At 58.2% G+C, this 25588-nt stretch carries 27 protein-coding genes and 1 riboswitch; of the genes, 16 read left to right on the plus strand and 11 right to left on the minus strand.

Translation table 11 applies throughout. From position 1 onward, the window contains the following. Positions 1–11 precede the first annotated feature (11 nt). From modA to modC, 3 genes are read left to right on the plus strand one after another with little or no spacing between them, the layout of a single operon-like run. Positions 12–782 carry a molybdate ABC transporter substrate-binding protein gene (modA, locus tag EM595_RS05740; RefSeq protein WP_067428847.1) on the plus strand — a complete coding sequence of 257 codons (771 nt, stop codon included), beginning with the start codon at positions 12–14 and terminating at the stop codon, positions 780–782. Next, positions 779–1468: a molybdate ABC transporter permease subunit gene (gene modB / locus EM595_RS05745; RefSeq protein WP_067428851.1), complete on the plus strand. Its 690-nt coding sequence runs from the start codon at positions 779–781 to the stop codon at positions 1466–1468. Before modA ends, modB begins: the two co-directional genes overlap by 4 nt. 1 nt (position 1469) lies before the next feature. Further along, on the plus strand, positions 1470–2528 hold the full coding sequence (gene modC, locus EM595_RS05750) for a molybdenum ABC transporter ATP-binding protein ModC (RefSeq protein ID WP_067428853.1): 1059 nt from the start codon (positions 1470–1472) through the stop codon (positions 2526–2528). On the opposite strand, the gene EM595_RS05755 is transcribed toward modC, so the two are convergent. Next, positions 2529–3347: a pyridoxal phosphatase gene (locus tag EM595_RS05755; RefSeq protein WP_067428856.1), complete on the minus strand. Its 819-nt coding sequence runs from the start codon at positions 3345–3347 to the stop codon at positions 2529–2531. A 149-nt stretch (positions 3348–3496) separates the two neighbouring features. Between EM595_RS05755 and pgl the strand changes: the two genes are divergently transcribed. Further along, complete coding sequence (pgl, locus tag EM595_RS05760) at positions 3497–4492, plus strand: 6-phosphogluconolactonase (protein ID WP_067428858.1); 996 nt, start codon at positions 3497–3499, stop codon at positions 4490–4492. A gap of 42 nt (positions 4493–4534) precedes the next feature. On the opposite strand, the gene EM595_RS05765 is transcribed toward pgl, so the two are convergent. The 4 genes from EM595_RS05765 to bioA form a co-directional block, all read right to left on the minus strand. Next, positions 4535–5011, minus strand: a complete 477-nt coding sequence (locus EM595_RS05765) for a kinase inhibitor (protein WP_067428861.1) — start codon at positions 5009–5011, stop codon at positions 4535–4537. Positions 5012–5025: 14 nt separating this feature from the next. After that, positions 5026–5706: a type 1 glutamine amidotransferase domain-containing protein gene (locus EM595_RS05770; protein ID WP_067428864.1), complete on the minus strand. Its 681-nt coding sequence runs from the start codon at positions 5704–5706 to the stop codon at positions 5026–5028. Beyond that, positions 5706–6761, minus strand: coding sequence for an NADPH-dependent curcumin/dihydrocurcumin reductase (locus EM595_RS05775; protein WP_067428868.1), 1056 nt, complete (start codon positions 6759–6761; stop codon positions 5706–5708). Before EM595_RS05775 ends, EM595_RS05770 begins: the two co-directional genes overlap by 1 nt. A 64-nt stretch (positions 6762–6825) precedes the next feature. Then, a complete protein-coding gene (gene bioA / locus EM595_RS05780) occupies positions 6826–8118 on the minus strand; it encodes an adenosylmethionine--8-amino-7-oxononanoate transaminase (protein WP_067435212.1) in 1293 nt (430 codons plus the stop codon). Positions 8119–8206: 88 nt separating this feature from the next. On the opposite strand from bioA, the gene bioB reads away from it, so the two are divergent. From bioB to bioD, 4 genes are read left to right on the plus strand one after another with little or no spacing between them, the layout of a single operon-like run. Beyond that, complete coding sequence (gene bioB, locus EM595_RS05785) at positions 8207–9241, plus strand: biotin synthase BioB (RefSeq protein ID WP_067428871.1); 1035 nt, start codon at positions 8207–8209, stop codon at positions 9239–9241. Next, positions 9238–10392 carry an 8-amino-7-oxononanoate synthase gene (bioF, locus tag EM595_RS05790; protein WP_067428874.1) on the plus strand — a complete coding sequence of 385 codons (1155 nt, stop codon included), beginning with the start codon at positions 9238–9240 and terminating at the stop codon, positions 10390–10392. Before bioB ends, bioF begins: the two co-directional genes overlap by 4 nt. Then, positions 10373–11131, plus strand: a complete 759-nt coding sequence (bioC, locus tag EM595_RS05795; RefSeq protein ID WP_067428877.1) for a malonyl-ACP O-methyltransferase BioC — start codon at positions 10373–10375, stop codon at positions 11129–11131. The genes bioF and bioC overlap by 20 nt, the downstream gene beginning before the upstream one ends. After that, positions 11124–11801: a dethiobiotin synthase gene (gene bioD, locus EM595_RS05800; RefSeq protein WP_173645391.1), complete on the plus strand. Its 678-nt coding sequence runs from the start codon at positions 11124–11126 to the stop codon at positions 11799–11801. The genes bioC and bioD overlap by 8 nt, the downstream gene beginning before the upstream one ends. A 6-nt stretch (positions 11802–11807) precedes the next feature. Here bioD and EM595_RS05805 read toward each other — a convergent pair whose 3' ends face one another. Continuing rightward, a complete protein-coding gene (locus EM595_RS05805; protein ID WP_067428883.1) occupies positions 11808–12521 on the minus strand; it encodes an ATP-binding cassette domain-containing protein in 714 nt (237 codons plus the stop codon). Between the two features lie 888 nt (positions 12522–13409). On the opposite strand from EM595_RS05805, the gene uvrB reads away from it, so the two are divergent. Continuing rightward, complete coding sequence (uvrB, locus tag EM595_RS05815) at positions 13410–15434, plus strand: excinuclease ABC subunit UvrB (protein WP_067428886.1); 2025 nt, start codon at positions 13410–13412, stop codon at positions 15432–15434. A 33-nt stretch (positions 15435–15467) separates the two neighbouring features. Here the strand turns inward: uvrB and EM595_RS05820 are convergent, their stop codons facing one another. Continuing rightward, positions 15468–16370, minus strand: coding sequence for a gluconeogenesis factor YvcK family protein (locus tag EM595_RS05820; RefSeq protein WP_067428888.1), 903 nt, complete (start codon positions 16368–16370; stop codon positions 15468–15470). 237 nt (positions 16371–16607) lie between these two features. Then, positions 16608–16740: riboswitch (molybdenum cofactor riboswitch) on the plus strand. On the opposite strand from EM595_RS05820, the gene moaA reads away from it, so the two are divergent. The 5 genes from moaA to moaE all read left to right on the plus strand — a co-directional run bounded on the left by moaA (position 16730) and on the right by moaE (position 19423). Continuing rightward, a complete protein-coding gene (moaA, locus tag EM595_RS05825) occupies positions 16730–17716 on the plus strand; it encodes a GTP 3',8-cyclase MoaA (RefSeq protein ID WP_067428891.1) in 987 nt (328 codons plus the stop codon). (Overlaps the previous riboswitch by 11 nt.) Positions 17717–17730: 14 nt before the next feature. Next, entirely contained in the window at positions 17731–18243 is a 513-nt protein-coding gene (moaB, locus tag EM595_RS05830) for a molybdenum cofactor biosynthesis protein B (protein ID WP_067428893.1), read from the plus strand. A 2-nt stretch (positions 18244–18245) separates the two neighbouring features. After that, complete coding sequence (gene moaC, locus EM595_RS05835; protein WP_067428895.1) at positions 18246–18731, plus strand: cyclic pyranopterin monophosphate synthase MoaC; 486 nt, start codon at positions 18246–18248, stop codon at positions 18729–18731. Next, positions 18724–18969, plus strand: coding sequence for a molybdopterin synthase sulfur carrier subunit (moaD, locus tag EM595_RS05840; RefSeq protein ID WP_067428897.1), 246 nt, complete (start codon positions 18724–18726; stop codon positions 18967–18969). The genes moaC and moaD overlap by 8 nt, the downstream gene beginning before the upstream one ends. 1 nt (position 18970) lies before the next feature. Continuing rightward, positions 18971–19423: a molybdopterin synthase catalytic subunit MoaE gene (gene moaE, locus EM595_RS05845; RefSeq protein ID WP_067428900.1), complete on the plus strand. Its 453-nt coding sequence runs from the start codon at positions 18971–18973 to the stop codon at positions 19421–19423. A 1-nt stretch (position 19424) separates the two neighbouring features. Here the strand turns inward: moaE and EM595_RS05850 are convergent, their stop codons facing one another. After that, positions 19425–20222 (minus strand): OBAP family protein, encoded by a 798-nt coding sequence (locus tag EM595_RS05850; protein WP_067428903.1) that lies wholly within the window; start codon positions 20220–20222, stop codon positions 19425–19427. Positions 20223–20375: 153 nt separating this feature from the next. On the opposite strand from EM595_RS05850, the gene EM595_RS05855 reads away from it, so the two are divergent. Both EM595_RS05855 and EM595_RS05860 read left to right on the plus strand, forming a co-directional pair. Beyond that, a complete protein-coding gene (locus EM595_RS05855; RefSeq protein WP_067428906.1) occupies positions 20376–21473 on the plus strand; it encodes a DUF1615 domain-containing protein in 1098 nt (365 codons plus the stop codon). Positions 21474–21545: 72 nt separating this feature from the next. Next, positions 21546–22256, plus strand: coding sequence for a Bax inhibitor-1/YccA family protein (locus EM595_RS05860; protein WP_067428909.1), 711 nt, complete (start codon positions 21546–21548; stop codon positions 22254–22256). A 54-nt stretch (positions 22257–22310) separates the two neighbouring features. Here EM595_RS05860 and EM595_RS05865 read toward each other — a convergent pair whose 3' ends face one another. Genes EM595_RS05865 through EM595_RS05875 form a run of 3 tightly spaced genes read right to left on the minus strand, consistent with a single transcriptional unit; the run spans position 22311 to position 25281 of the window. Further along, entirely contained in the window at positions 22311–23279 is a 969-nt protein-coding gene (locus EM595_RS05865; RefSeq protein WP_067428912.1) for a lysylphosphatidylglycerol synthase domain-containing protein, read from the minus strand. After that, positions 23279–24523, minus strand: coding sequence for a cardiolipin synthase ClsB (gene clsB / locus EM595_RS05870; RefSeq protein WP_067428915.1), 1245 nt, complete (start codon positions 24521–24523; stop codon positions 23279–23281). The genes EM595_RS05865 and clsB overlap by 1 nt, the downstream gene beginning before the upstream one ends. Then, positions 24520–25281: an endonuclease/exonuclease/phosphatase family protein gene (locus tag EM595_RS05875; protein WP_067428919.1), complete on the minus strand. Its 762-nt coding sequence runs from the start codon at positions 25279–25281 to the stop codon at positions 24520–24522. Before EM595_RS05875 ends, clsB begins: the two co-directional genes overlap by 4 nt. Between the last annotated feature and the right edge of the window lie 307 nt (positions 25282–25588).

Genomic DNA, 25588 nt, shown 5'->3' on the forward strand with positions numbered 1-25588 from the left:
TGGAGAAGAACATGTCTGTTAACTGGAGCCGCTGGCTCGCGGGTGCGGCGCTATTGACCGCTGGCGGTCACGCCGTCGCCGCAGAAAATATTACCGTGTTTGCCGCCGCCTCGCTGACTAACGCCCTGCAGGAGATTGCGCAGCAGTATCAGCAGGATAAGCCGGTGAAAATCGTCGCCTCTTACGCTTCGTCTTCCACACTGGCGCGGCAGATTGAGCAGGGCGCACCAGCCGATCTGTTTATCTCTGCCGATCAACAGTGGATGGATTATGCGCAGCAGAAAGATGCGCTGGATAATGCCAGCCGCACGACGCTGCTGGGCAACGAACTGGTGCTGATCGCGCCCAGCGCAGGTAAGCCGCAGCCGGTTACCCTGAACGCGCAAACCAACTGGAAAACGCTGTTGCACGGCGAACGGCTGGCAACCGGCGATCCCGATCATGTGCCGGCGGGCATCTATGCCAAAGAGGCGTTGCAGACGCTGGGCGCCTGGGATCAGCTGTCACCTTCGCTGGCGCGGGCCAACAACGTGCGGGCGGCACTGGCGCTGGTGGAACGCAATGAAACGCCTTACGGCATCGTTTATGGTTCCGATGCGGTCGCGAGTAAAAAAGTGACCGTGGTGGGCATTTTTCCTGAATCGAGTCACAAAGCGGTGGAATATCCGCTGGCAATCGTTAAAGATCGCGGCACACCGGCCGTTACTGCTTTTTATCAGTACCTGAAAAGCCCGCAGGCTTCCGCTATTTTTAAACGTTATGGATTCACGCCTCGTAGATGATGCTTAGCGATGTTGAATGGCAGGCTGTTGCGCTCAGCCTGCAGGTTTCCCTGTTGGCGGTGGCCTGTAGCCTGCCGCTGGGGATTCTGTTCGCCTGGATTCTGGTGCGCTGCCAGTTTCCGGGCAAGGCGCTGCTCGACAGCCTGATTCACCTGCCGCTGGTGCTGCCACCGGTGGTGGTGGGGTATTTGCTGCTGATCGCGCTGGGCAGGCGCGGATTTATCGGCAGCTGGCTGTGGGATCTGTTTGGTATCAGCTTTGCCTTTAGCTGGCGCGGCGCGGCGCTGGCCTCGGCGGTGATCGCCTTTCCGCTGATGGTACGCGCCATTCGCCTGGCGCTGGAAGCGGTGGATGTGCGGCTTGAGCAGGCGGCGCGCACGCTGGGCGCCGGACGGCTGCGGGTTTTCCTTACCATTACCTTGCCGCTGACCCTGCCGGGCATTATTGTCGGCACGGTGCTCGCCTTTGCCCGTTCGCTGGGCGAATTTGGCGCCACTATTACCTTTGTTTCCAATATTCCCGGCGAGACGCGCACCATTCCGCTGGCGATGTACACGCTGATTGAAACGCCAGGCGCCGAGGGCGCGGCGGCGCGGCTCTGTGTGATTGCCATCGTGCTGGCGCTGGCCTCGCTGCTGGCCTCTGAATGGCTGGCCCGCTGGGGCCGCAAGCGGTTGGGAAATTAAGATGCTTGAACTGCATTTTTCACAACGGCTTGGCGATCATCAGCTGACGCTGGATGTCAATCTGCCCGCCAGCGGCATTACCGCAATTTTTGGCGTCTCCGGCGCCGGTAAAACCTCATTAATCAACGCTATCGGCGGCCTGACGCAGCCGCAACAGGGCTATATCCGGCTTAACGATCGTCTGCTGAGCGACAGCGAACAGCGGTTGTTTTTACCGCCGGAGAAGCGGCGCGTAGGTTATGTCTTTCAGGATGCCCGCCTTTTTCCCCATTATCGCGTGCGCGGCAACCTGCATTACGGCATGGCGGCCAGCATGAAGTCGCAGTTTGACGAGCTGGTGGCGCTGCTCGGTATCGAACCGTTGCTGGATCGTTTTCCCGCCTCGCTCTCCGGCGGCGAGAAGCAGCGGGTGGCGATCGGTCGGGCGCTGCTCACCGCGCCCGATATTCTGCTGCTGGATGAGCCGCTGGCGTCACTGGATGTGCCGCGCAAGCGTGAGGTGCTGCCGTATCTGCAGCAGCTGGCGCGCCGCGTACAGACGCCGATGCTCTACGTGTCCCACAGCCTCGACGAAATTTTGCAGCTGGCGGATAACGTGCTGGTGCTGGATCAGGGCAGGGTAAAAGCCTGGGGGCCGCTGGAACAGGTGTGGGCCAGCAGCGCAATGCGTCCCTGGCTACCGCGCGCCGATCAGAGCAGCGTGCTGCGCGTGCAACTGCTGGAGCAGCATGCCAGCTATGCGATGACCGCGCTGGCGCTGGGCGATCAGGTGCTGTGGGTCAGTCGCATTGATGCGCCGCCTAAAACGCCACTGCGCATTCGCATCAACGCGGCCGACGTCTCGCTGGTGCTTCAGCCGCCGATCAGCAGCACCATTCGCAATATTTTACCGGCTCAGGTGCTGGAGCTGATTGAGATAGACGATCAGGTCGAGGTGAAGCTGAAAACCGGCAACAGCGAGCTGTGGGCACGGATCTCGCCGTGGGCGCGCGACGAGCTCAATATCCGCGTCGGCCTGTGGCTCTGGGCGCAGATCAAAAGCGTGTCGATCAGCGCCTGATTACAGCACTTCCTGATAGAGCATCTCGGCAATACCCGGTTCCAGGTTCGTGCCGATCACCCGTTTGGCACGCGCCTGAATTGCCGCGTCGGCGTTGCCCATTGCTACGCCAAGGCCAACATTTTCCAGCATGCTCAAATCGTTGTAGTTATCGCCAAAGGCGATGACGTCGCTCATCTGCAAACCTATGGACTCCACCCACTGCGCCAGCCGGCGGCCTTTGCTGTTGCCGCGTTGGGCGATATCCACCTGATCGTGCCATGACCATTCGCAGGCGAGACCCAGCTCAGCTTCCACGCTATCGGCGAACTGTTGCAGCGCCCGCGTATCAGGATGGGAGAGCGCAAACTTCCAGATAGCCGTGGCTTCCCGCGCTGCCTGCGCCAGATCCGGCACCTGTATAAAGTTCGGCCGTTGCGCTTCCGGCAGCGACTGCGCCCAGTTCAGGGTGCGCGTCACATGGCCGGTGGCGGTTTGATACAGCATGGCGTCATCGACGTAGAGCAGGCCATGAATCGCGTTCTGCGCCAGCTTGTCGATCACCTGCAACGCCTCGGGCTTGCCGAGCGGATCGGCCGCCAGCACCTTTTTCGCCTGATAATCATACAAATAGGTGCCGTTACAGCAGATAGCAGGTGTATCCAGCTGCAGCGCCTGATAAAAAGGGTGAATAGCACAATGGTGACGTCCGGTCACAATGATCACCTTCACGCCAGCCTGCTGCGCGGCGGCCAGCGCCTGCAGCGAAGCGTCAAGGATGGTTTTGTTGGGAGTGAGGAGGGTGCCGTCCAGATCGAGCGCAATAACGCGGTAACTCATCTCTTCTTACCTGTAGTGTCAGCAAAGCGTTGAGTCTACACCCGGTCACGGACGCCACCAAACCATCAGCGTACAAATCAATTTTTTTCGCCCCGGTGGCAACCAGGCTACGCTTTGCCACAGCCATTAACGAATATGAAGGAGAATTCATGAACCAGGTCGTTTATATCGCCAGCCCGGAAAGCCAGCAGATTCATGCGTGGCAGATGGATGAGCAGGGTGCATTAACGCTATTGCAGGTGGTCGACGTTGCCGGTCAGGTACAGCCGATGATCGTCAGCCCGGATAATGCCTTTCTCTATGTGGGTGCACGACCCGATTTTCGTGTTATCGCCTTCCGCATTGCGCAGGATGGCACGCTGAGCGAAGCGGGCCATGCGCCACTGCCGGGCAGCCCGACGCACATCTCCACCGATCGCGACGGAAAGTTTGTCTTCGTGGGCTCCTATAACGATGCCTGCGTCAGTGTCAGCCCGATCGGCAGTGATGGCGTGCCGCAGGCACCCGTGCAGGTCGTTAAGGATCTGGCGGGCTGCCATTCGGCGAACATCGATGCGGCAAACCAGACGCTTTACGTCCCGGCATTGAAGCAGGATCGCATCTGCCTGTTTAGCCTCGCCGCCGATGGCACGCTGACGCCGCAGTCCCAGCCGCAGGTCACCACGCCAGAAGGCGCAGGTCCGCGTCACATGACCTTCCATCCTAATCAGCAATATGCTTACTGCATCAATGAGCTCAACAGCACCGTTGATGTCTGGCAGCTGCGTAATGCGCACGGTGAAATGGTCTGCGTGCAGACGCTGGATATGATGCCCGCAGGCTTCAGTGATACCCGCTGGGCGGCGGACATTCACATCACACCTAATGGCCGCCATCTGTACGCCTGCGATCGCACCGCCAGCGTCATTGCTATTTTCAGTGTCAGTGATGACGGGGCGCTGTTAACGCTGGAAGGCCATCAGCCAACAGAACAGCAGCCGCGCGGCTTTAACATCGACCATACCGGCCGCTTCCTGGTCGCCACCGGTCAGAAATCGCATCACATTCAGGTGTATAAAATCAGCGGCGAGCAGGGGCTGTTACAGCCGCTGGCGCGTTATGCCGTGGGGCAGGGTCCGATGTGGGTAGCCATTCGGCCGTTATAAGCCAGAAGATAAAAAAAAGCCCTCATGCGAGGGCTTTTTTGATCAGAGGTAGTACGCGGTAAGCGTGGCGCTGGCTAACGCATGGAAATGCACGTTGAAGCCCACCATGGCGCCGCTTGCGCGCTCATCGACATCAATTCTGTCGATATCCAGCGCGTGTACGCTGAAGATATAACGATGGCGTTCGCCCGGCGGCGGCGCTGCGCCACCATAGCCCGGTTTACCGAAGTCGGTGCGGCATTCCACCGCACCGGCAGGCAGCTCGGCGCTGCCTGAACCTGCGCCCTGCGGCAGCATCGTCGCGCTGCCGGGCAGGTTCGCCACCACCCAGTGCCACCAGCCTGAACCAGTTGGCGCATCGGGATCGTAGCAGGTCACAACAAAACTTTTGGTGCCCGCAGGCACCTTATCCCAGGCGAGGTGGGGCGAAAGATTGCGGCCCTTATAGCCCATACCGTTAAACACGTGGTTTTCCGGCAGGGTGTCACCATCGTTAAAATCCTGACTGAACAGGTTCATTACAACTCCTTGCGTTATTGATGGAGCAACTTCAATAGCGCCTCGGCGGTAACTTCTGATGATCCCGGGTTCTGTCCGGTGACCAGATGACCATCGGTAAGGGTAAACGCACCCCAGTCATCGGTGCGTTCAAACTGGCCGCCAAGCCGCTTGAGCTCATCTTCAACCAAAAACGGCACCACATCCAGCAGACCCACGGCTTTTTCTTCGCTGTTGGTAAAACCAGTTACGCGTTTTCCCTGCACCAGCGGCGTGCCGTCAGGTTTGCGAACGTGACGTAAAACGCCCGGCGCATGGCAGACAGTGCCCACTGGCTTCTGATTGGCATAAAAGGTTTCGATCAGCGCAATGCTGTGTTTGTCTTCGGCTAAATCCCACAGCGGGCCGTGGCCACCCGGATAGAACACGGCATCAAATTCGCTGCTGTCGATCTCAGCCAGTTTATGGGTGTTAGCCAGCGCCTGCTGTGCGGCTTCATCATTATTAAAACGCTCGGTAATCTTGCTCTGCGCTTCCGGCTGGGTGCTTTTTGGATCGAGCGGCGGTTTGCCACCGGCGGGCGAGGCCAGCACCACATCGATATCCGCATCGCGGAATACGTACCACGGCGCGGCCAGCTCCTCCAGCCAGAAACCGGTTTTTTCGCCGCTGTCGCCCAGCTGGCCATGCGAGGTCAATATCATCAAAATTTTCATTATTTGCTCTCCGGTTGGTCATCAGCGATGCGCACAACCACTTTGCCAAAGTTTTTACCCGCCAGCAGGCCAATAAAGGCCGGCACGGCATTCTCCAGTCCTTCAACGGTGTGTTCGCGGAACACCAGACGATCTTCCTCAATCCACTGGCTCATCTGCTTAAAGAAACCGTCAAAGTCGTTCGGGTAATCCTGATTGATAATAAAGCCCTGCACGTGCAGGCGCTTACGCAGAATGGCGCTCTGGAACAGCGGCAGGCGGTTTGGCCCTTCAGGCAGGTCGGCGCCGCTGTTGTAGTCAGCAATCAGCCCACACACCGGAATACGGCCTTTGGTGTTCATCAGCGGCAGCACGGCATCAAACACTTTGCCGCCAACGCTTTCGAAATAGACATCAATGCCCTGCGGACAGTGCTGCTTCAGCGCGTCAGCCAGATCGTCGCTGCGATGGTCGAGGCAGGCGTCAAAGCCCAACGTCTCGGTAGCATAACGGCATTTCTCTTCGCCACCGGCGATACCGATCACCCGGCAACCTTTGATTTTGGCAATCTGGCCAACCATTGAGCCAACGGCACCGGTAGCCGCGGCCACCACCACGGTTTCGCCCGGCTGCGGTTTGCCGATGTCCAGCAGGCCCATGTAGGCGGTGAAGCCGGTCATGCCCAGCATGCCCAGCGCCCAGGAAGGGTGTTTCAGCACCGGGCCGCTGAGTTTATACAGGCCTTCGCCGTTTGAAATGGCGTAATCCTGCCAGCCGCTCTGGCTGACGACCCAGTCACCTGGCGCATAGTCATTATGCTGCGACTGTTCGACCACGGCAACGGTGCCCGCGCCAAGTACGTCGCCAACCTCGTAAGGGGCCACGTAGGAAGGGGCGTCGCTCATGCGGCCGCGCATATAAGGATCAAGCGAGAGCCAGATGGTCCGAAGCAGAATCTCTCCTTTGCCAGGTTGTGGAACCGACTGCTGCTCCTGGCGAAAATTTTCTTGCGTGGGTGCACCCTGTGGGCGCGACGCCAGCACAATGCGGCGATTCGTCTCTGTTGACTGCGACATACTTCGCTCCTTGGTTATGGTTTGCATAGAAGCGTAGTGCATCACGCCGCGCTGCGCCTGGCCGTTACATTTTTTGAAACAGCTGCGGGCGATCGAGTGCGGCCGCAATGGCAGCGGTCAGTGCGGTGAGCGCCTCGCGGCTAATGATGTAAGGCGGCATCAGATAGATCAGCCGGCCAAAGGGGCGGATCCAGACGCCACGCTCGACAAAGAATGCCTGAATCGCGGCGATATCTACCGGCTGGTGGGTCTCAATCACGCCGATGGCACCCAGCACGCGGGCATCCACCACGGCGGGATGATCGGCCAGCGGCAGCAGCGCCTGACGCAGCTGCGTTTCAATGGCGCTGACCTGTTGCTGCCACTGATTCTCCTGCAGCATCGCCAGGCTTTCGCTGGCCACGGCGCAGGCGAGCGGATTAGCCATAAAGGTCGGGCCGTGCATAAAGCAGCCCGCCGCGCCGTTGCTGATGGTATCGGCCACCGCGCGCGTCGTCAGCGTGGCGGAGAGCGTCATGGTGCCGCCGGTCAACGCTTTACCGACGCAGATCAGATCCGGCACAACTGCCGCATGTTCACAGGCGAACAGCCGACCGGTACGGCCAAAGCCGGTGGCGATCTCATCGGCAATCAGCAGCACGCCATGTTGGTCGCACAGCTCGCGCACCCGTTGCAAATAGCGCGGATGATAGAAGCGCATGCCACCAGCACCCTGCACAATCGGCTCCAGAATCACCGCGGCCACCGCGCTGCCGTGCTGTTCGAGCAGCGCGGCAAAATCGTTGATGTCTTCATCGTGCCAGGCATCGCCAAAAGCGCACTGCGGCTCACGGGCAAACAGGTGCGTGGGCAGATAGCCCTCATAGAGGCTGTGCATCGAATTTTGCGGATCGCACACCGACATGGCGGCAAAGGTATCGCCGTGATAGCCGCGGCGCAGGGTCAAAAAGCGCTGCCGCCGTTCGCCGCGTGCCTGCCAGTATTGCAGCGCCATCTTCATCGCCACTTCTACCGCCACCGAGCCGGAATCGGCCAGAAACACGCACTCCAGCGGTGCGGGCGTCATCGCCACCAGTTGCCGACAGAGCGCCACCGCTGCCGGATGGGTAATGCCGCCAAACATCACGTGCGACATGGCGGCAATCTGGTTATGCATCGCCGCATTCAGCCGCGGATGGTTGTAGCCATGAATCGCCGCCCACCATGACGACATGCCATCCACCAGCTCACGGCCATCGGCGAGTTGCAGTCGGGTGTCGCGTGCGGCCACCACCGGATAGCAGGGCAGCGGTTCAGACATTGAGGTGTAAGGGTGCCAGATATGCTGGCGATCAAACGCGAGATCGGCGGGTGTCATCAGGGAGTTGTAAACCAAATTAAAAAGATTTAGTTTACAAGTATAACCACGATCGTCAGGGTTAATCACCCCTTTTCTGGAGTTCGCAATGACACAACGCTGGAGCCTGGCACAAACCCAGGCGCTGTTTAACAAACCCTTTCTTGAGCTACTTTTTGAGGCGCAACAGGTGCACCGTCAGCACTTTGATCCGCGTCAGGTGCAGGTCAGCACACTGTTATCGATCAAGACCGGCGCCTGCCCGGAAGACTGTAAATACTGCCCGCAGAGCGCACGTTACAAAACCGGGCTGGAGTCGGAGCGGTTGATGGAAGTGGATGAGGTGCTCGCCTCGGCGCGTAAAGCCAAAGCCGCCGGATCCAGCCGTTTCTGCATGGGTGCCGCATGGAAGAATCCGCACGAACGCGACATGCCTTACCTGGAAAAAATGGTGCAGGGCGTGCGTGAGCTGGGCATGGAAACTTGCATGACGCTGGGCACGCTCAGCGACCGTCAGGCGCAGCAGCTGGCCGACGCCGGACTCGATTTTTACAATCACAACCTTGATACCTCGCCGGAGTTCTATGGCAACGTCATCACTACCCGCAGCTATCAGGAACGTCTTGATACGCTGGATAAGGTGCGCGATGCCGGAATCAAAGTCTGTTCCGGTGGCATTGTGGGCCTTGGCGAAACGGTTACCGATCGGGCCGGATTGTTGATGCAGCTGGCCAACCTGCCGGTGCCACCTGAAAGCGTGCCGATCAATATGCTGGTGAAGGTCAAAGGCACGCCAATGGCGGATAACGACGACGTCGATCCCTTTGATTTCATCCGCACTATTGCGGTGGCGCGTATCATGATGCCGCGTTCTCATGTGCGGCTCTCCGCCGGGCGCGAGCAGATGAGCGAACAGACGCAGGCGATGTGCTTTATGGCCGGAGCCAACTCCATTTTTTACGGCTGCAAGCTGCTGACTACGCCTAATCCGGAAGAAGATACCGACCTGCTGCTGTTCCGCAAACTCGGCCTTAATCCGGAACACACCACCACCGTTCATGGCGACGTGGCCCAGCAGCAGCAACTTACCGAGCAGCTGACCCACGGCGACAGCGAACAGTTTTACAACGCCGCTCTGTCATGAGTTGGCAGCAGCGCATTGGCGCCGCGCTGGAGCAGCGTCAGCAGCAGCAGGCGCTGCGGCGTCGGCAGCCGACCACCGCCAGCGGCCCCGGCTGGATTGAGGCCGACGGCCAGCGGCTGCGTAATTTCTCCGCCAATGATTACCTCGGCCTGGCGCAGGATACGCGCCTCGCCGCCGCCTGGCACGACGGCGCGCTGCGCTACGGCAACGGCGCCGGCGGCTCGGCGCACGTCACCGGTTATCATCCACTGCAACAGCGCTTTGAAGCCCGGCTGGCGGAATGGCTCGGCTATCCGCGCGCGCTGCTGTTTATCTCCGGTTTTGCCGCCAATCAGGCGATCGTGGCGGCGATGATGGCCAAAGGCGATCGGCTGCTGGCGGATAAGCTGGCGCACGCTTCAATTCTGGAAGCAGCGCACCTCAGTCCGGCAGAGCTGCGTCGCTTCAGCCATAACCAGAGCGCCAGCCTTGATCGCCTGCTGGCGAAACCGTGCGCCGGAGAAACCCTGGTGATCACCGAAGGCATTTTCAGCATGGATGGCGACAGCGCGCCGCTGGCAGAGCTGGCGGTCAGCACCCACGCTGCCGGTGGCTGGATGATGGTTGATGATGCGCACGGCATCGGCGTGGTCGGCGAGGGCGGACGCGGCAGCTGTTGGCAACAGCAGGTCAAACCGGAACTGCTGGTGATCACCTTTGGCAAAGCATTTGGCTGCGGCGGCGCGGCGCTGCTGTGCAGTGAGGATGTTGCCGATTACATGCTGCAGTTTGCCCGCCATCTGATTTACAGCACTGCTATGCCGCCCGCGCAGATCTGTGCGCTGGATGCGGCGCTCAGCGCCATCAAGCTGGCCGACAGCGAACGGCAGCGCCTGCACGACAATATTCAACATTTTCGTTCCGGTGCTGCCGAGCGCGGCCTGAGCCTGCTTGATTCCTCAAGCGCCATTCAGCCCCTGCTGGTCGGCGATAACGCCGCGGCGCTGGCGCTGGCACAGCGGCTGCGTCAGGCGGGCTGCTGGGTCAGCGCGATTCGGCCGCCCACGGTGCCGCCGGGCAGCGCCCGTTTACGCATTACTTTATCCGCTGCGCATCAGCCTGCGGATATCGATTATCTTCTGGAGGCGCTTGATGCAAGCCACGATCGATAAGCGCGCGGTTGCCCGTGCTTTTGGCCGGGCGGCCAACGCCTATGACCAGCACGCGGCGCTGCAGCGTGCGGCAGGCGAAAAGCTGATGTCGCTGGTGACCCTACCGCCTGCGCAGCGGGTGCTGGATGCAGGCTGCGGCACCGGCTGGTTCAGCCAGCGCTGGCAACAGCAGGGGCACGAGGTGATTGCGCTTGATCTCTCGCCGGGCATGCTGGCGCAGGCGGCGGGTCAACAGGCGGCCAGCAGCTATCTGGCGGGTGATATTGAACAGCTGCCACTGGCTGACCGCTGTGTTGATCTCACCTGGAGCAATCTTGCCGTGCAGTGGTGCAGCGATCTGCGTCGGGCACTGGACGAGTGTCGCCGCGTCACGCGCGTCGGCGGCAAGGTGCTGTTTTCCACCCTGACCGCCGATTCCCTCAGCGAGGTGCATCACGCCTGGCAAGCGGTGGATGCGGCGCCGCACGCTAACCGTTTTCTCACGCAGGCACAGATTGTCGCCCTCTGTACCGGTTTGCCGCTGCACTGGCAGCACGAAACGCTGACGCTGGCCTTTCCCGGCGTGCTGGAGGCGATGCGCTCGCTGAAAGGCATCGGCGCCACCCATTTACCGCAGGGCCGTACGCATACGCTACTCACGCGCTCGCGCCTGCAACAGCTGGAAGCGGCATGGCCACAGGATGCCCGCGGCTATCTGCTGACCTATCATCTGTTTTATGGAGTAATTGATGGTGACTAAACGCTGGTTCGTTACCGGAACCGATACTGAAGTAGGCAAAACCGTGGCCAGCAGCGCACTTCTGCAGGCCGCCAGCCGGGCGGGACTGCGCTGCGCGGGCTACAAACCGGTGGCTTCAGGTTGCGACATGACTGAGCAGGGGCTGCGCAACAGCGATGCGCTGGCGCTGCAACGCTACGGTTCTGTGGCGCTGAGCTATGACGAGGTTAACCCGCTGGCGTTTGCCGAGCCCACCGCACCGCATATTCTCAGTGCCGAAGAGCAACGCCCGATCACCGCTGCGCGGCTCTCAGCCGGGCTGGCGCATATTGCTGAGCAGGCTGAATGGGTGCTGGTGGAAGGCGCAGGCGGCTGGTATACGCCGCTGGCAGAGGATTTGACCTTTGCAGACTGGGTGAAGCAGGAGCAGCTACCGGTGATTCTGGTGGTCGGCATCAAGCTCGGCTGTATTAATCACGCGCTGTTGACCGCCGATGCTATCCGCGCCGCCGGGCTACCGTTTGCAGGCTGGATTGCCAACGGCGTTACGCCACCGGGCAAGCGGCATCAGGCCTATTTGCAGACGCTGCATACGCGGCTCACTGCACCCTGTCTGGGTGAAATTCCCTGGCTGACAGACAGTGCAGAGTTTGCGGAAGCGGGGCAGTGGCTGAGCCTGCCGCAGGCGTAAGCAGCATCAGACGGCCAGCCATTTATTAATGGTGAGGTCGTCGAGCTGAGCCATTTTTCCCTGTGCCACGTTACGTCCGCGGTGCAGCAGCAGGAAGTAATCTGCCACGCGGCGAATAAATGAGAGCCGCTGTTCCAGCAGCAGAATCGTCAGGCCAAAGTCGTGGTTCAGCCGGTACAGCAGGTTGCCCATCTCCTCTTCCAGCCAGGGCGACATGCCTTCGGTGGGCTCATCCAGAATCAGCAGCTTGGGTTCAAGCACCAGCGCACGCGCCAGGGCCAGCTGCTGTTGCTGTTCAATCGGCAAATCACCGCCACGCTTCTGGCGCACTGAATAGAGCGTAGGGAAGAGATCGTAAACCATGGCCGGAATAGCACGGTGGCGATCGTCCTGACCGGCCAGCAGCGCAATCAGCAGGTTATCTTCCACGCTCATCTGGGAGAAGATCTGTCGTCCCTGCGGCACGTAGCCAATCCCCATGCGTGCCCGTTTCTCCATCGGCAGCAGCAGCATATCTTCCGGCGGCGAATCTTTCTCCTGCCAGGTCATGCTGCCGCTGTTCACCGGCAGGTTACCCATAATGCAGTTAACCAGCGTGGTTTTTCCCATGCCGGGACGCCCTAAAATGCCGGTGCAGGTGCCGGGCGGCAGTTCGAGATCAACATCCCAGAGGATATGATTTGGACCGTAGAATTGATTTACCGAACGTAAACGTAGCATCAGACACCTCTCTTTCTGTTCCATGTTGAATCAGTCGCCGCTGCGTTGTGCCGTCAGGCTGCAACCTCTGCTGTCGGGCCGATTGACGCGGTTGCTGTCGCTCGTGCCAGGCTGAACCAATAGTGCAAAAACCAGGCCAATGCTGATAAGAGCGAGAAACCGACGCCAGCCCGCCTGCGCAAGGCTGAAATGGTCAGATAAATTTATCAATTACCGGCGTAAATAATTTCCTGCACTTTTGCGGTGCTCGGGTACTGACGCTGGTGGTGCAGTGCGGCAACAATATGGACTAAAAAAAGTTCGGTGCGGGGATTGACGCCACGCCGCGAATCAGTTTCAGGCCGCATGACGTATAGCATTTGGGCGGGTCACCCAGGCGAGAAAGTACAAAGAAAGACGAAAAAAAATAATTTTGCTTCTCCGGCCAGGGCGGGGGAAGATTTATACACCCCATATGGCATGGGCGCTAAAATCAGTTATCCACCATTCCTGTGGATAACCATGTGCATTAGTGTCTGAAAACATTCTACAAGCGAGAGGGGACGCGGGTTCAGCCTGAAGTGGCGGGAATCTGGCCTTTGAGAACAATGCATTTTCTTTCAATAAGTTAGTTAAAATCAAGCCCGTCTGAGCCGGTTAATATTCGCAGCCGAGGATCTGCTGTCACACTATTGACAAATGTTAAAAGTCCATCCCGTTTGGGGATAAGATTGCGCAACAACGCAGGTTGTGCGGTTATTCATCACGCCGGAATCAGGCGCAGCCACACTGCACAATGCAGTATGGATAAACACTGGTATTACATCCAGTATTTTTAACTGGAAAAATTTCAAATGGCGAGTAAAATTACTCTCCGGCTCGCGCATTTCATCTCCAGGTAACCCAGCAATGAGCAAAGTATTTAAACTTAATTCCGCTTTTAAGCCCTCCGGCGATCAGCCAGAAGCGATTCGTCGTCTGGAAGAGGGGCTGGAATCTGGTCTCGCCCACCAAACGCTGCTTGGCGTAACCGGTTCAGGTAAAACCTTTACCGTGGCAAACGTGATCGCGGATCTCAACCGCCCGGCCATGGTGCTGGCACCCAATAAAACGCTGGCGGCCCAACTCTATGGTGAGATGAAAGAGTTCTTCCCCGATAACGCCGTGGAATATTTTGTCTCCTACTACGACTATTATCAGCCGGAAGCCTATGTCCCCAGCTCCGACACCTTTATCGAGAAAGATGCCTCGGTTAACGAACACATTGAGCAGATGCGTCTCTCAGCGACCAAAGCGTTGCTGGAACGCCGCGACGTTATTGTGGTGGCCTCGGTATCGGCGATTTACGGTCTGGGCGATCCCGATCTCTATCTGAAAATGATGCTGCACCTGACGCGCGGCATGATCATCGATCAGCGCAGCATTCTGCGGCGGCTCACCGAGCTGCAATATGCGCGTAACGATCAGGCTTTCCAGCGCGGCACCTTCCGCGTGCGCGGTGAAGTTATCGACATCTTCCCGGCGGAGTCCGATGACATTGCGCTGCGCGTTGAGCTGTTTGATGAAGAGGTGGAGCGGCTGTCGCTGTTTGATCCGCTGACCGGCCAGATTGAGTCGGTGGTGCCGCGTTACACTATTTATCCTAAAACGCACTACGTGACGCCGCGTGAGCGCATTTTGCAGGCGATGGAAGATATTAAAGTTGAGCTGGCCGATCGGCGGCAAACGCTGCTGGCCAACAACAAGCTGCTGGAAGAGCAGCGTATTTCCCAGCGTACCCAGTTCGACCTCGAAATGATGAATGAACTTGGCTACTGTTCGGGCATCGAAAACTATTCGCGTTATCTCTCTGGCCGCGGACCGGGCCAGCCGCCGCCAACGCTGTTTGACTATTTGCCGGCTGACGGCCTGCTGATTGTCGATGAGTCGCACGTGACCATCCCGCAAATTGGCGGCATGTACAAAGGCGACCGGGCGCGTAAAGAGACGCTGGTGGAATATGGCTTCCGCTTGCCGTCGGCGCTGGATAACCGTCCAATGAAGTTTGAAGAGTTTGAGGCGATGGCGCCGCAGACCATCTACGTTTCGGCCACGCCCGGTAAGTATGAGCTGGAGAAGTCCGGCGACGAGGTGATCGATCAGCTGGTGCGCCCAACTGGCCTGCTGGATCCGATCCTTGAAGTCCGCCCGGTCGCTACCCAAGTGGACGATCTGATGTCGGAGATCCGCAAGCGCGTGGCGGTTAACGAGCGTGTGCTGGTGACGGTGCTGACTAAGCGAATGGCGGAAGATCTCACGGAATACCTCGAAGAGCACGGTGAGCGCGTGCGCTATCTGCACTCCGATATCGATACCGTTGAACGTATGGAGATCATTCGCGATCTGCGCCTCGGCGAGTTTAACGTGCTGGTCGGTATCAACTTGCTGCGTGAGGGTCTCGATATGCCGGAAGTGTCGCTGGTGGCAATTCTGGATGCCGATAAAGAGGGCTTCCTGCGCTCGGAGCGTTCGCTGATTCAGACCATCGGTCGTGCGGCGCGTAACATCAACGGCAAGGCCATTCTCTACGGCGATAAGATCACGCCATCGATGGCGCGCGCCATTGAAGAGACCGAACGTCGTCGTGAAAAACAGCAGCAGTACAACGCCGAAAATGGCATTACGCCGCAGGGCCTGAACAAGAAAATCACTGATATTCTGGAGCTGGGTCAGGGCATGAACAAGCCGAAAGGCCGCGGCGGCAAAGGCACCGCCAAAGGCGCGGCAGAAACCGAAGCCAATTACCTGGCACTGACGCCGCAGGCGCTGCAAAAGAAGATTCACGAGCTGGAAGGCAAGATGCAGCAGCACGCGCAGAACCTGGAGTTCGAAGAGGCAGCACAGACGCGCGACCAGCTTCACCAGCTGCGCGATCTGTTTATTGCTGCCTCCTGACGGGGACAACGGCGGCGCAGGCGCGCCGCCGGTTTAGATCGCCTGCAATACGTGCTCCAGCGCCACGCGCAGCAGCTGGCGGTCGTGGCGATAGCGAATGTCGGCGGCTTCGAGCGGATGTTGCACGATCAGCCGATCTTCCACGCCCTGGATATCGGCGTGCGGGCTGACCACCGCGGCATCAATCACGCGTTTACCAATATATTTTTCCAGCAGCGCCAGCTTATCCGCAAGGGTCAGGCTGGCGGCGGCGGGGCTCAGCTCGCGCCCCAGGTTGCCGATAAATACCATGGTGGCTGAAGTACGGCGCAGCGCCTGCGCCATTTCCGGCATCAGCAGAATCGGCATCAGGCTGGTGTAAAAACTGCCTGGCCCGATCAGAATCAGGTCCGCCTGCTTGATGGCCTCCAGCGCTTCGCGGGTGGGCTGCACCGCCGGATGCAGCATTAACTCCTGCGGCGGCTGTTTCATGGTATCGATCTCAGTTTCGCCCCAGATCATATTACCTTCCTGATCCATCGCCACCAGATCCACCGGCTGCTCCGACATCGGGATCAGAAAAGCGTCTACCTTGAGCAGGTTGCGAATGATGTTGATCGCCTCCAGCGGCCGCACGCTGAGATGATCCAGCGCCTTCAGAATCAGGTTGCCGAGGTTATGGCCCGCCAGTTCGCCGTTGCCGGTAAAACGGTACTCGAACATCGCCGAACCTACGCTTGGCTCGGTGATCAGCTGGTTGATACAGTTACGCATATCGCCCCAGGCGATACCGCCTTCGGAGCGGCGAATGCGGCCAGTTGAGCCGCCGTTATCAGTGGTGGTCACAATGCCGGTTAATCTCGATCCCAGCGGCGACAGGGCAGACATAACGCGCCCCAAACCATGGCCGCCGCCCAGGGCAACAACGCGATCAAGATCTGCCAGTGTACGATTCATAAAACTCCTTGCCTGCGCGCATCAGGGCGTGGCGACTGAAAACTGACTGTTGTGCTTTTTGACATGCTCAGACGCGAAAAAGTGTGACAACAAGCGGTACGAAAATTCCTGGTTATCTTAACGTAACTGGCGGAGAAAATGCGTTGAAAAAGCGATATGTACATAAATATACAGCGAAAAGTCGCGTGGCGAGTCACAGAATTTAGCGCTATTATTTGTCTTCAACGTTTTTGCCCGTCGGCAATCACACTATAGCCTTCCCGCCTACGTCTTCGGATAGGGTGTGCTGGCCGCAGCCATCGAGCTGCCAGGGTGCAGAAAGAAATGCCTGCATCTCCCGAATTTGGAAAGGTGTACTGGTGCCACAATTAACTGATGCTTTTGAGCGCAAGTTTTATTACTTGCGCCTGTCGATCACGGACGTTTGTAACTTCCGTTGTACTTACTGCCTGCCTGACGGCTACAAGCCCAACGGCGCGGCCAACAAAAGTTTCCTCTCTCTGGAGGAGATCCGCCGTATTACCCGTGCGTTTGCCGAATCCGGTACGGATAAAGTGCGCCTGACCGGCGGCGAGCCTTCGATGCGGCGCGACTTTACCGACATCATCGCGGCGGTGCGTGAAAATCCCGGCATTCGTCAGATTGCGGTCACCACCAACGGTTACCGTATGGCCCGCGATGTGGCCGAGTGGCGCGATGCCGGGCTGACGTCGATTAACGTCAGCATCGACAGCCTCGATCCGCGGCAGTTCCACGCCATCACCGGCCAGGATAAGTTTCATCAGGTGATGGCCGGTATTGACGCCGCGTTCGAGGCTGGATTTGAAAAGATCAAAGTCAACAGCGTGCTGATGCGCGATCTGAACCACAAGAGCCTGCAAAGCTTTTTGAACTGGATCCGCGAACGACCGATTCAGCTGCGGTTTATCGAGCTGATGGAGACCGGCGATCACAATGCGCTGTTCCGTCGTCATCATATTTCGGGCGAAGTGATCCGTGATCAGCTGATTATGCAAGGCTGGCAGCGTCAGCCGCGCGCGCGCAGCGATGGCCCGGCGCAGGTATTTACTCATCCCGAATACCGCGGTGAGATCGGCTTGATCATGCCCTATGAGAAAGATTTCTGCGCCAGCTGCAACCGGCTGCGCGTGTCGGCGGTAGGCAATCTGCATCTCTGTCTGTTTGGCGACGGCGGCGTGCCGCTGCGCGATCTGCTTGCCTCTGACGATCAGCAGGATGAACTGCAGGCGCGCATTGCCCGCAGCCTGGGACAGAAAAAGCAGACGCACTTTCTCCATCAGGGGAATACCGGCATTACCCAGAATCTCTCTTTTATCGGTGGTTAACGCAGGAGCAAACCATGAAAGCGCCCGTTGAATTTATTCCTGTCGCCGTTGCGGTGCTGACCGTTTCCGACAGTCGCGATGCCAGTGATGACACCTCCGGCGATTACCTGCGTGCAGCGGCGAACGAAGCGGGTCATCAGGTGGTGGATCATGCGATCGTCAAAAACGATCTCTACCGCATTCGCGCCATCGTCTCTCGCTGGATCGCCAGTGAGGATGTGCAGGTGGTGCTGATTAACGGCGGCACCGGTTTTAACCGAAAAAACACCACGCCAGAGGCGCTTTTGCCGCTGTTCGATCGGCAGATTGAGGGGTTTGGCGAAGTGTTCCGCATGCTCTCCTGGGAGGAGATCGGCAGCAGCACGTTGCAATCACGCGCGGTGGCTGGCATGGCTAACGGCACGTTGATTTTCGCTATGCCCGGCTCGGAAAGCGCCTGCCATATCGCCTGGGATCGCATCATTGTCGATCAGCTCGATGCCCGCACTAAACCCTGTCACTTTGTTTCGCATTTGAAGACGCTATAACTATGTCGCAATTTACCCATATTAACGCCTCGGGCGAGGCGCACATGGTGGATGTATCCACCAAAGCAGAAACGGTACGCGAAGCGCGTGCCGAGGCGTTTGTTGTCATGGCGCCTGCCACGCTGACGATGATCCTGCAAGGCAGTCACCATAAAGGCGACGTCTTTGCCACCGCGCGTATTGCCGGTATTCAGGCGGCCAAACGTACTTGGGAACTGATTCCGTTATGCCATCCGCTGATGCTCAGCAAAGTGGAGATCGCGTTGCAGGCTGAGCCAGAGAAAAATCGCGTGCGCATTGAATCGCTATGTCGACTGACCGGCAAAACCGGCGTTGAGATGGAAGCATTAACCGCCGCCTCGGTGGCAGCGTTAACCATCTATGACATGTGCAAAGCGGTGCAGAAAGATATCACCATTGAACAGCTGCGGCTGGTGAGTAAAAGCGGCGGCAAATCAGGTGATTTCCAGGCGGTGCCTCATGATTAAGGTGCTGTTTTTTGCGCAGGTGCGTGAACTGACCGGCACCGCCAGCCTGACGGTGCCAGCGGAATATGCCACCGTGGCCGAGTTGCGCACGGCGCTGGCCGCCCGTGGCGATCGTTGGGCGCTGGCGCTCGATGCAGGCAAGCTGCTGGCGGCGGTAAACCAGACGCTGGTGTCGCCCGACCACGCTATTCGTGCGGGCGATGAGGTGGCGTTTTTCCCACCGGTGACCGGAGGCTGACATGCAAACGCGGATTCGGGTCGAGCAGGCTACTTTTGCCATGGCGGAGGAGTATCACTGGCTGGCGGCCGATGATGAAGATGGCGCCGTGGTGACCTTCACCGGCAAGGTGCGTAATCATAATCTCGGCGATGACGTTGCGGCGCTGTCGCTGGAGCACTACCCCGGCATGACCGAAAAGGCGCTGGCGGAGATTGTCGACACCGCCCGTGGCCGCTGGCCGCTGGGTCGCGTCACGGTGATCCACCGCGTCGGCGAGATGTTTCCCGGCGATGAGATTGTACTGGTTGGCGTCAGCAGCGCGCACCGCGGCGACGCCTTTGCCGCCGCTGAATTTATTATGGATTATCTGAAGACCCGCGCGCCGTTCTGGAAGCGGGAAAAAACGCCGGAAGGTGAACGCTGGGTGGACGCCCGCGACAGCGACCAGCAGGCCGCTGCGCGCTGGGCGTAAATCAGTGCTGGTGGCCGTCGCCGGAAAGCTGCTCGGCCGGGCCAAAGCCGGTGCTGCCCCGTTTCTGTTCGCCTGCGCCTTTCACGCGCTGTAGCTGGTAAGTTTCGCCATCCTGCCAGGCGTTAGCGCCTTTCACCGGCGGATGCGCAATAATATCGGCACGCTGTGCCTTGATCGCCTTGCTGTCGACCTTGAAGCGCTTATCGCGGTCCGCTAACAGACGCGGATCGAGTTGACCGTCGGCGGTAAAGCCCATCATCAAGGCCGGTACGCCCAGCGGCAGCGTTTTGTCGCGATCGGTGTGCCAGGTGTGCCAGGTTTTGCCGTAGGTGTTGACGATTTTTTTCATCAGCGCTTTATCAGCGACATCCGGCAGGCCAGGCGCGATCAGCGTGCCCGATTTCACCTCATACTGATGGCTGTGCCACAGCTTTTTCTCATCGTCCGGCAGCGTTTTATAGAGCCGCTCGCTGATAATGTATTCCACGCCCATTAAGCGCGCGTCGGCGGTATTGCCGTCATAGATTAGCGCCTGCATCACATCGTCATTCAACACGGTGACGTAATGGTGCGCTTCCATCTGGCCATTTTTATCGCCGCTGTAAAAATGAAAACCGTCGAGATAGGTGCTGATGGCATCAATCGGCGGACGTGACTGCATCAGCGTCGCGCCGGTGGCAAGGGTTTTCATTTTGGCTGAGGTCGGCGCACCGGGCGTGTTGACCTGTGCCGGCGTGTTGTTGGCGCCGCAGCCGCTGAGCAGAAGTGCCAGCGCCGCGGTAAGACATAGCGTTCGCATTGCATAACCTTTTGTTACCTGTTGGAACCGCTAAACATAGTTCAACTTCGGCGGCTTAACAGGCGCAACGGCAGTGAAAAATCCGTTTAATCTGCTGGATTGCGCGGCAGGGAGTGGTAAGGTTCTTCACTTTGAGCTTGCCAGGGAACAGGAATGTCATTGACCACCATAAAACGCCTTGCCGCCGTGTCCACGGTGTTGCTGCTTGCCGCCTGTAGCAGCAGTAAAAAAACGCCGGAGGCGCCCGCACGTCAGCCGCAGGATGTGAAGGCGCAGATCGAAAAGCTGCTGCCGGCAAAAGTCAGCGATAAAGCGGGCTGGGCGACCGATATCTATACCGCATTCCGTACGCAGCAGCTGGATGCCAGCACCAGCAATATCTGTGCGGTGATTGCGGTGGCCGATCAGGAATCGGGCATGAATGCGGAATCTTCCGTGCCGGGTCTGGGGAAAATTGCCTGGGGCGAGATTAACCGCCGTGCGGCAAAGCTGCATATTCCGGCGTTTCTGGTGCGTACCGCGCTGCAGATCCCTTCGTCAAACGGCAAAAGTTACGCTGATCGCCTCGATAAAGTGCGCAATGAGAAAGAGCTGAGCGAAATTTTTGATGACTTTATCAATATGGTGCCGATGGGTCAGACGCTGTTTGGCAACCTGAATCCGGTGCATACCGGCGGGCCGATGCAGGTCAGCATCGCCTTTGCCGAGGCGCACGCTGCGGGCTACCCGTGGCCGGTCGACGGTTCCATTCGTCGCGAGGTATTCAGCCGTCGCGGTGGCGTCTGGTTTGGTACCAAACATCTGCTGGGTTATCCGGTGGACTACAGCGCGCCGCTCTATCGCTTTGCCGATTTCAACGCTGGCTGGTACGCCAGCCGCAATGCGGCGTTCCAGGCTGCGGTTGCCAGAGCAACCGGCATGGATTTAGCGCTGGATGGCGACCTGATCCTTTATGACAGTGATAAACCCGGCACCACTGAGCTGGCGGTGCGCACGCTGGCGAAGCAGCTGGATATGAGCCAGAGTGAAATTCGTCGCGATCTGCAGCAGGGCGACAGCGAAAAGTTCAGCCGCACCACGCTTTACAAGCAGGTTTATCTGCTGGCTGATAAAATGGCTGGCCGTAAGCTGCCGCGAGAAATGCTGCCCGGCATCAAGCTGAAGAGCCCGAAAATCACCCGAAATTTGACCACCGCCTGGTTCGCCCAGCGTGTTGATGGCCGTTATCAACAGTGCATGCAGCGACGTTAACGCTGGCTGGCGCAGGGCAGAAAAACTGTGCCACACTTAGTGCTGTTTCTCCTTAGCTAACAGAGGTGCATCATGGATCGATATCCACGTTCAAATGGTTCCGTTGCTTCACAGGCCAGTGCCGGTCTGCAAACTTATATGGCCCAGGTTTATGGCTGGATGACCTGCGGCCTGCTGCTTACCGCGTTTGTTGCCTGGTTTGCCGCCCGCACGCCAGCGGTTATGGAGCTGGTGTTTGCCAGCCGAGTGACCTTTTTTGGGCTGATTATTGCTCAGCTGGCGCTGGTTTTTGTGCTTTCCGGGCTGGTGCATAAGCTCAGCGGCGCCACCGCGACCGCCTTGTTTATGCTCTATTCAGCGCTGACCGGCGTCACCATGGCGAGCATCTTTCTCGTCTACACCTATTCGTCGATTGCCAGCACCTTTGTGGTCACCGGCGGAATGTTCGGCGTGATGAGCTTTTATGGCTATACCACCAAACGCGATCTGAGCCGCATGGGCAGCCTGCTGTTTATGGCGTTGATCGGCATCGTGCTGGCGTCGCTGGTGAACATCTGGCTGAAAAGCACGCCGCTGATGTGGGCGATTACCTATATCGGCGTACTGGTGTTTGTTGGTCTGACCGCGTATGACACGCAGAAGCTGAAGAACATTGGGGAAGGCATCGACGTTGACGACCGCGAGAATCTGCGTCGTTACTCGATTCTGGGTGCGCTGACGCTTTATCTCGACTTCATCAACCTGTTCCTGATGCTGCTGCGCATTTTTGGCAACCGCCGCTAACCAGCGGGCAGGGCAGCAACAACAAAAAGGCCGGCATAATGCCGGCCTTTTTATTTACTGCGACTGCTCCATTTTCCGCTCATTATGCTGTCGCAAATGCTTCGCCCGACTCTCCAGCCAGAGATAAAGGATCAACGCCAGCAGCAGCGGCAGAATGAAGTAGAGCACGCGGTAGGCGAGCAGTGCAGCGATAATGGTGCCATGAGAGACATTCTGGCCGCTGAGCAGCGCCAGAAAGACCGCTTCCAGTACGCCAATACCGGCAGGAATATGAATAATCACGCCCGCAATACTGCTGATCAGCAGCACGCCCAGCACGATCGGATAGTCCACCTTCTGGCCCAGCAGCAGCCAAATAATCGTGCCCATCACCAGCCAGTTGGCGCTGGAGACTGCATACTGAAACAGCGCCATGCGCAGTGACGGCAGTGCGAGCTTTTGCCCCTTGATGGTCCAGCGACGGCGTTTGGAAAAGGCGCAGAAACCGAGATACACCACCACGGAAATCAGCAGCAGGATACCGATCAGGCGCAGCGTGCCTTCACCCACAAACCAACCCGGTGGAATCGGCACCATGCCGGCGCTGAACACCACGCCCGCCAGCAGAATGTACCCCAGCCAGTTGGTAGCAATACTCAGTGAGAAGATGCGCGTAATGGTGCTGCCCGGCAGCCCCAGCCGCGAATAGAGACGATAGCGCATGGCGACGCCGCCCACCCAGGTGCTTAGCGTCAGGTTAAAGGCATAACAGATAAACGACACCAGCATGACCTGACTTTTTGCCAGCTTGTGGCCACAGTAGGCGCGGCCAATCAGGTCATAAATGCCGTAGGTAAGATAGCTGACGATCACCAACCCAACGGCGCTGAGAATGGCAAAGCGGTTATAGTTGATGACGACGTTATACACGTCTTCCCAGTTTACCTTGCGGGCGTAGACCACCAGCAGCACGACAACCGCGATAAAAAAGAGCCAGGTCAGAATTTTTTTGGCCACTCGCCATTTCGAATGTGTCTTTGCCATCAGGGTTTGGCTCCTTCGTTATTTGGGGTCACGCGATCCTGGGTTTCCATTTCGGGCTGCACCGGCGGATCGACCTGCGCCAGCTTCGGCGTATGCGCCGGCAGCCAGCCGGCAATCGCCGGGAAATGGCGCAGAAAGTGGAATACCAGCACGCCGCGCGTCAGTTGCCACCAGTTACGCTTCGGCAGTTTTGCTTCATCGACGCGCACGCAATCTTCTGCAATCAGCCGATCGAGGTTGCTGCTCAGACGCTGGTTAAAATCGCTGTCGTGAATAATCAGGTTAGCTTCAAGGTTGAGCGACAGGCTCAGCGGATCGAGGTTGCTGGATCCCACCGTTGCCCAGTGGCTATCCATGACCGCCACCTTGCCGTGCAGCGGACGGCGAATGTATTCATACACTTCCACACCGCCTTCAACCAGATAGTTATAAAGCAGCTCGGCGCCGACTTTGACAATCGGCATATCCGGTTCGCCCTGTACCACCAGACGCACAGTGACGCCGCGCTGTGCGGCATTGCGCATTTCACGCAGCATGCGGTAGCCGGGGAAAAAATAGGCGTTAGCGATGGTGACTGAGGTTTTCGCTTCGTGCAGCATATCGAGATAATGCTGCTCAATGTCGTCGCGATGCTCATCGTTATCGCGCCAGACAAACAGCGCCTGCGCATCGCCCGGCGTGCTGTTGCGCGCGGGCCGATGGTGACGATGATAGCGCCAGCGCCGCGTAATCTGTTCGCTGCCCATCGCATCCTGCACGTAACGCGTGATGTCATCGACAATCGGGCCTTTGACCTCAATGGCGTAATCCTGTTTTGCCTCGGGGCCAAAACTGATGTTGTGCTCGGCCGAGAAGTTAATGCCGCCGACAAAGGCGATATCACCATCGATCGCCACGATTTTGCGGTGCAGACGTCGGAAGACGTTAGTGCGCATGCCCATCACCAGCGGCCGCGGATCGTAATAGACAAAGCGCACGCCAGCGGAGGTCAGGCTGTTGACGAACTCAGGCGAGAGATCGGGCGAACCGTAGCCATCGACCATTATTTCAACTTTCACGCCGCGCTTCGCCGCATCCAGTACAACCTCATGCAGCGCATTGCCGACGTCATCTTCAAACAGGATAAAGGTCTCCAGCAGCAGGAACTGCTGAGCCCGACGGATAGCTTCAAACACGCGCGGGAAAAATTCCTCGCCGTTTTCGAGCAGGACGATACGGTTACCGTCGCGCCATTCACTACTCATAAATGGATCTCCACGGCCAGCGGGGCGTGATCGGACAGATGTGACCAGGGTTTCGCCGGTAGCGCCCACGGATGACTGATGCCCGCATTGCGAACATAAATGCGGTCAAGACGTAAAATGGGGAAGCGGGCAGGGAAGGTGCGCGCCGGGCGTCCATTGACGCGGCTGAACACCTCTTCCAGCCCGGCACCGCGCTGCAGAAAATCATTGGCGCGATGCTGCCAGTCGTTGAAATCACCGGCAACCACCAGCGGCGCATCGGGCGGCAGATCGGCAATCATGTCGCACATCATCTGCATCTGCGCGTTGCGGTGCGCGTCGCGCAGGCCGAGATGCACGCACATCACATGCACTTCAATATCGCGCTCTGGCACCTTGAGGCGGCAGTGCAGCACGCCACGTTTTTCACTGTTAGGTACTGAAATATCGCGGTTCTCATACTCAATGATGGGAAAGCGCGACAGCACCGCGTTGCCGTGATGGCCTTCGGGATAGACCGCGTTGCGGCCATAGGCAAAATCGTTCCACATGGTGTCAGCAAGAAATTCATAATGTGATGTGCCCGGCCAGCTCTCCTCCTGCAACGGATGAATCGCCTGCGTACCCATCACTTCCTGCAGAAAAACAATGTCGGCGGAGGTCGCGCGTACCGCTTCACGCAGTTCCGGCAAAATGAACCGCCGGTTGAAAGTGGTAAACCCTTTATGCGTATTGATCGTGAGGACTTTAAACGAAAATCCTTGCGCGTTATGTGACATACCTGAGGCGCTCTCCATTTCTTTTTTAATAAGGATAGAGTGTAGCGCCCGTCACAAAAAACGCTGACCAAAGCAAATAATAAGCGCGCGTTTATCCCGTGTTGAATAACGGTTCAGGGCGAGTTTTGCTGTCGGATGAACCAGGGCAAATGCACAGCGGAGGAAATTTATGTCTGAATGTGGCATAATAGCGCCGCGATTTGCTGCGACCGCAGAATAAACTGTAGTGCTGCTCACAAACAGCGCACGTCGGCAGCAGAATATTGCGTATTAATCTGAATTTGCGTTAATCTGAAAAAATTCGTCA

It is taken from the genome of Duffyella gerundensis (assembly GCF_001517405.1).
Lineage (GTDB): Bacteria > Pseudomonadota > Gammaproteobacteria > Enterobacterales > Enterobacteriaceae > Duffyella > Duffyella gerundensis.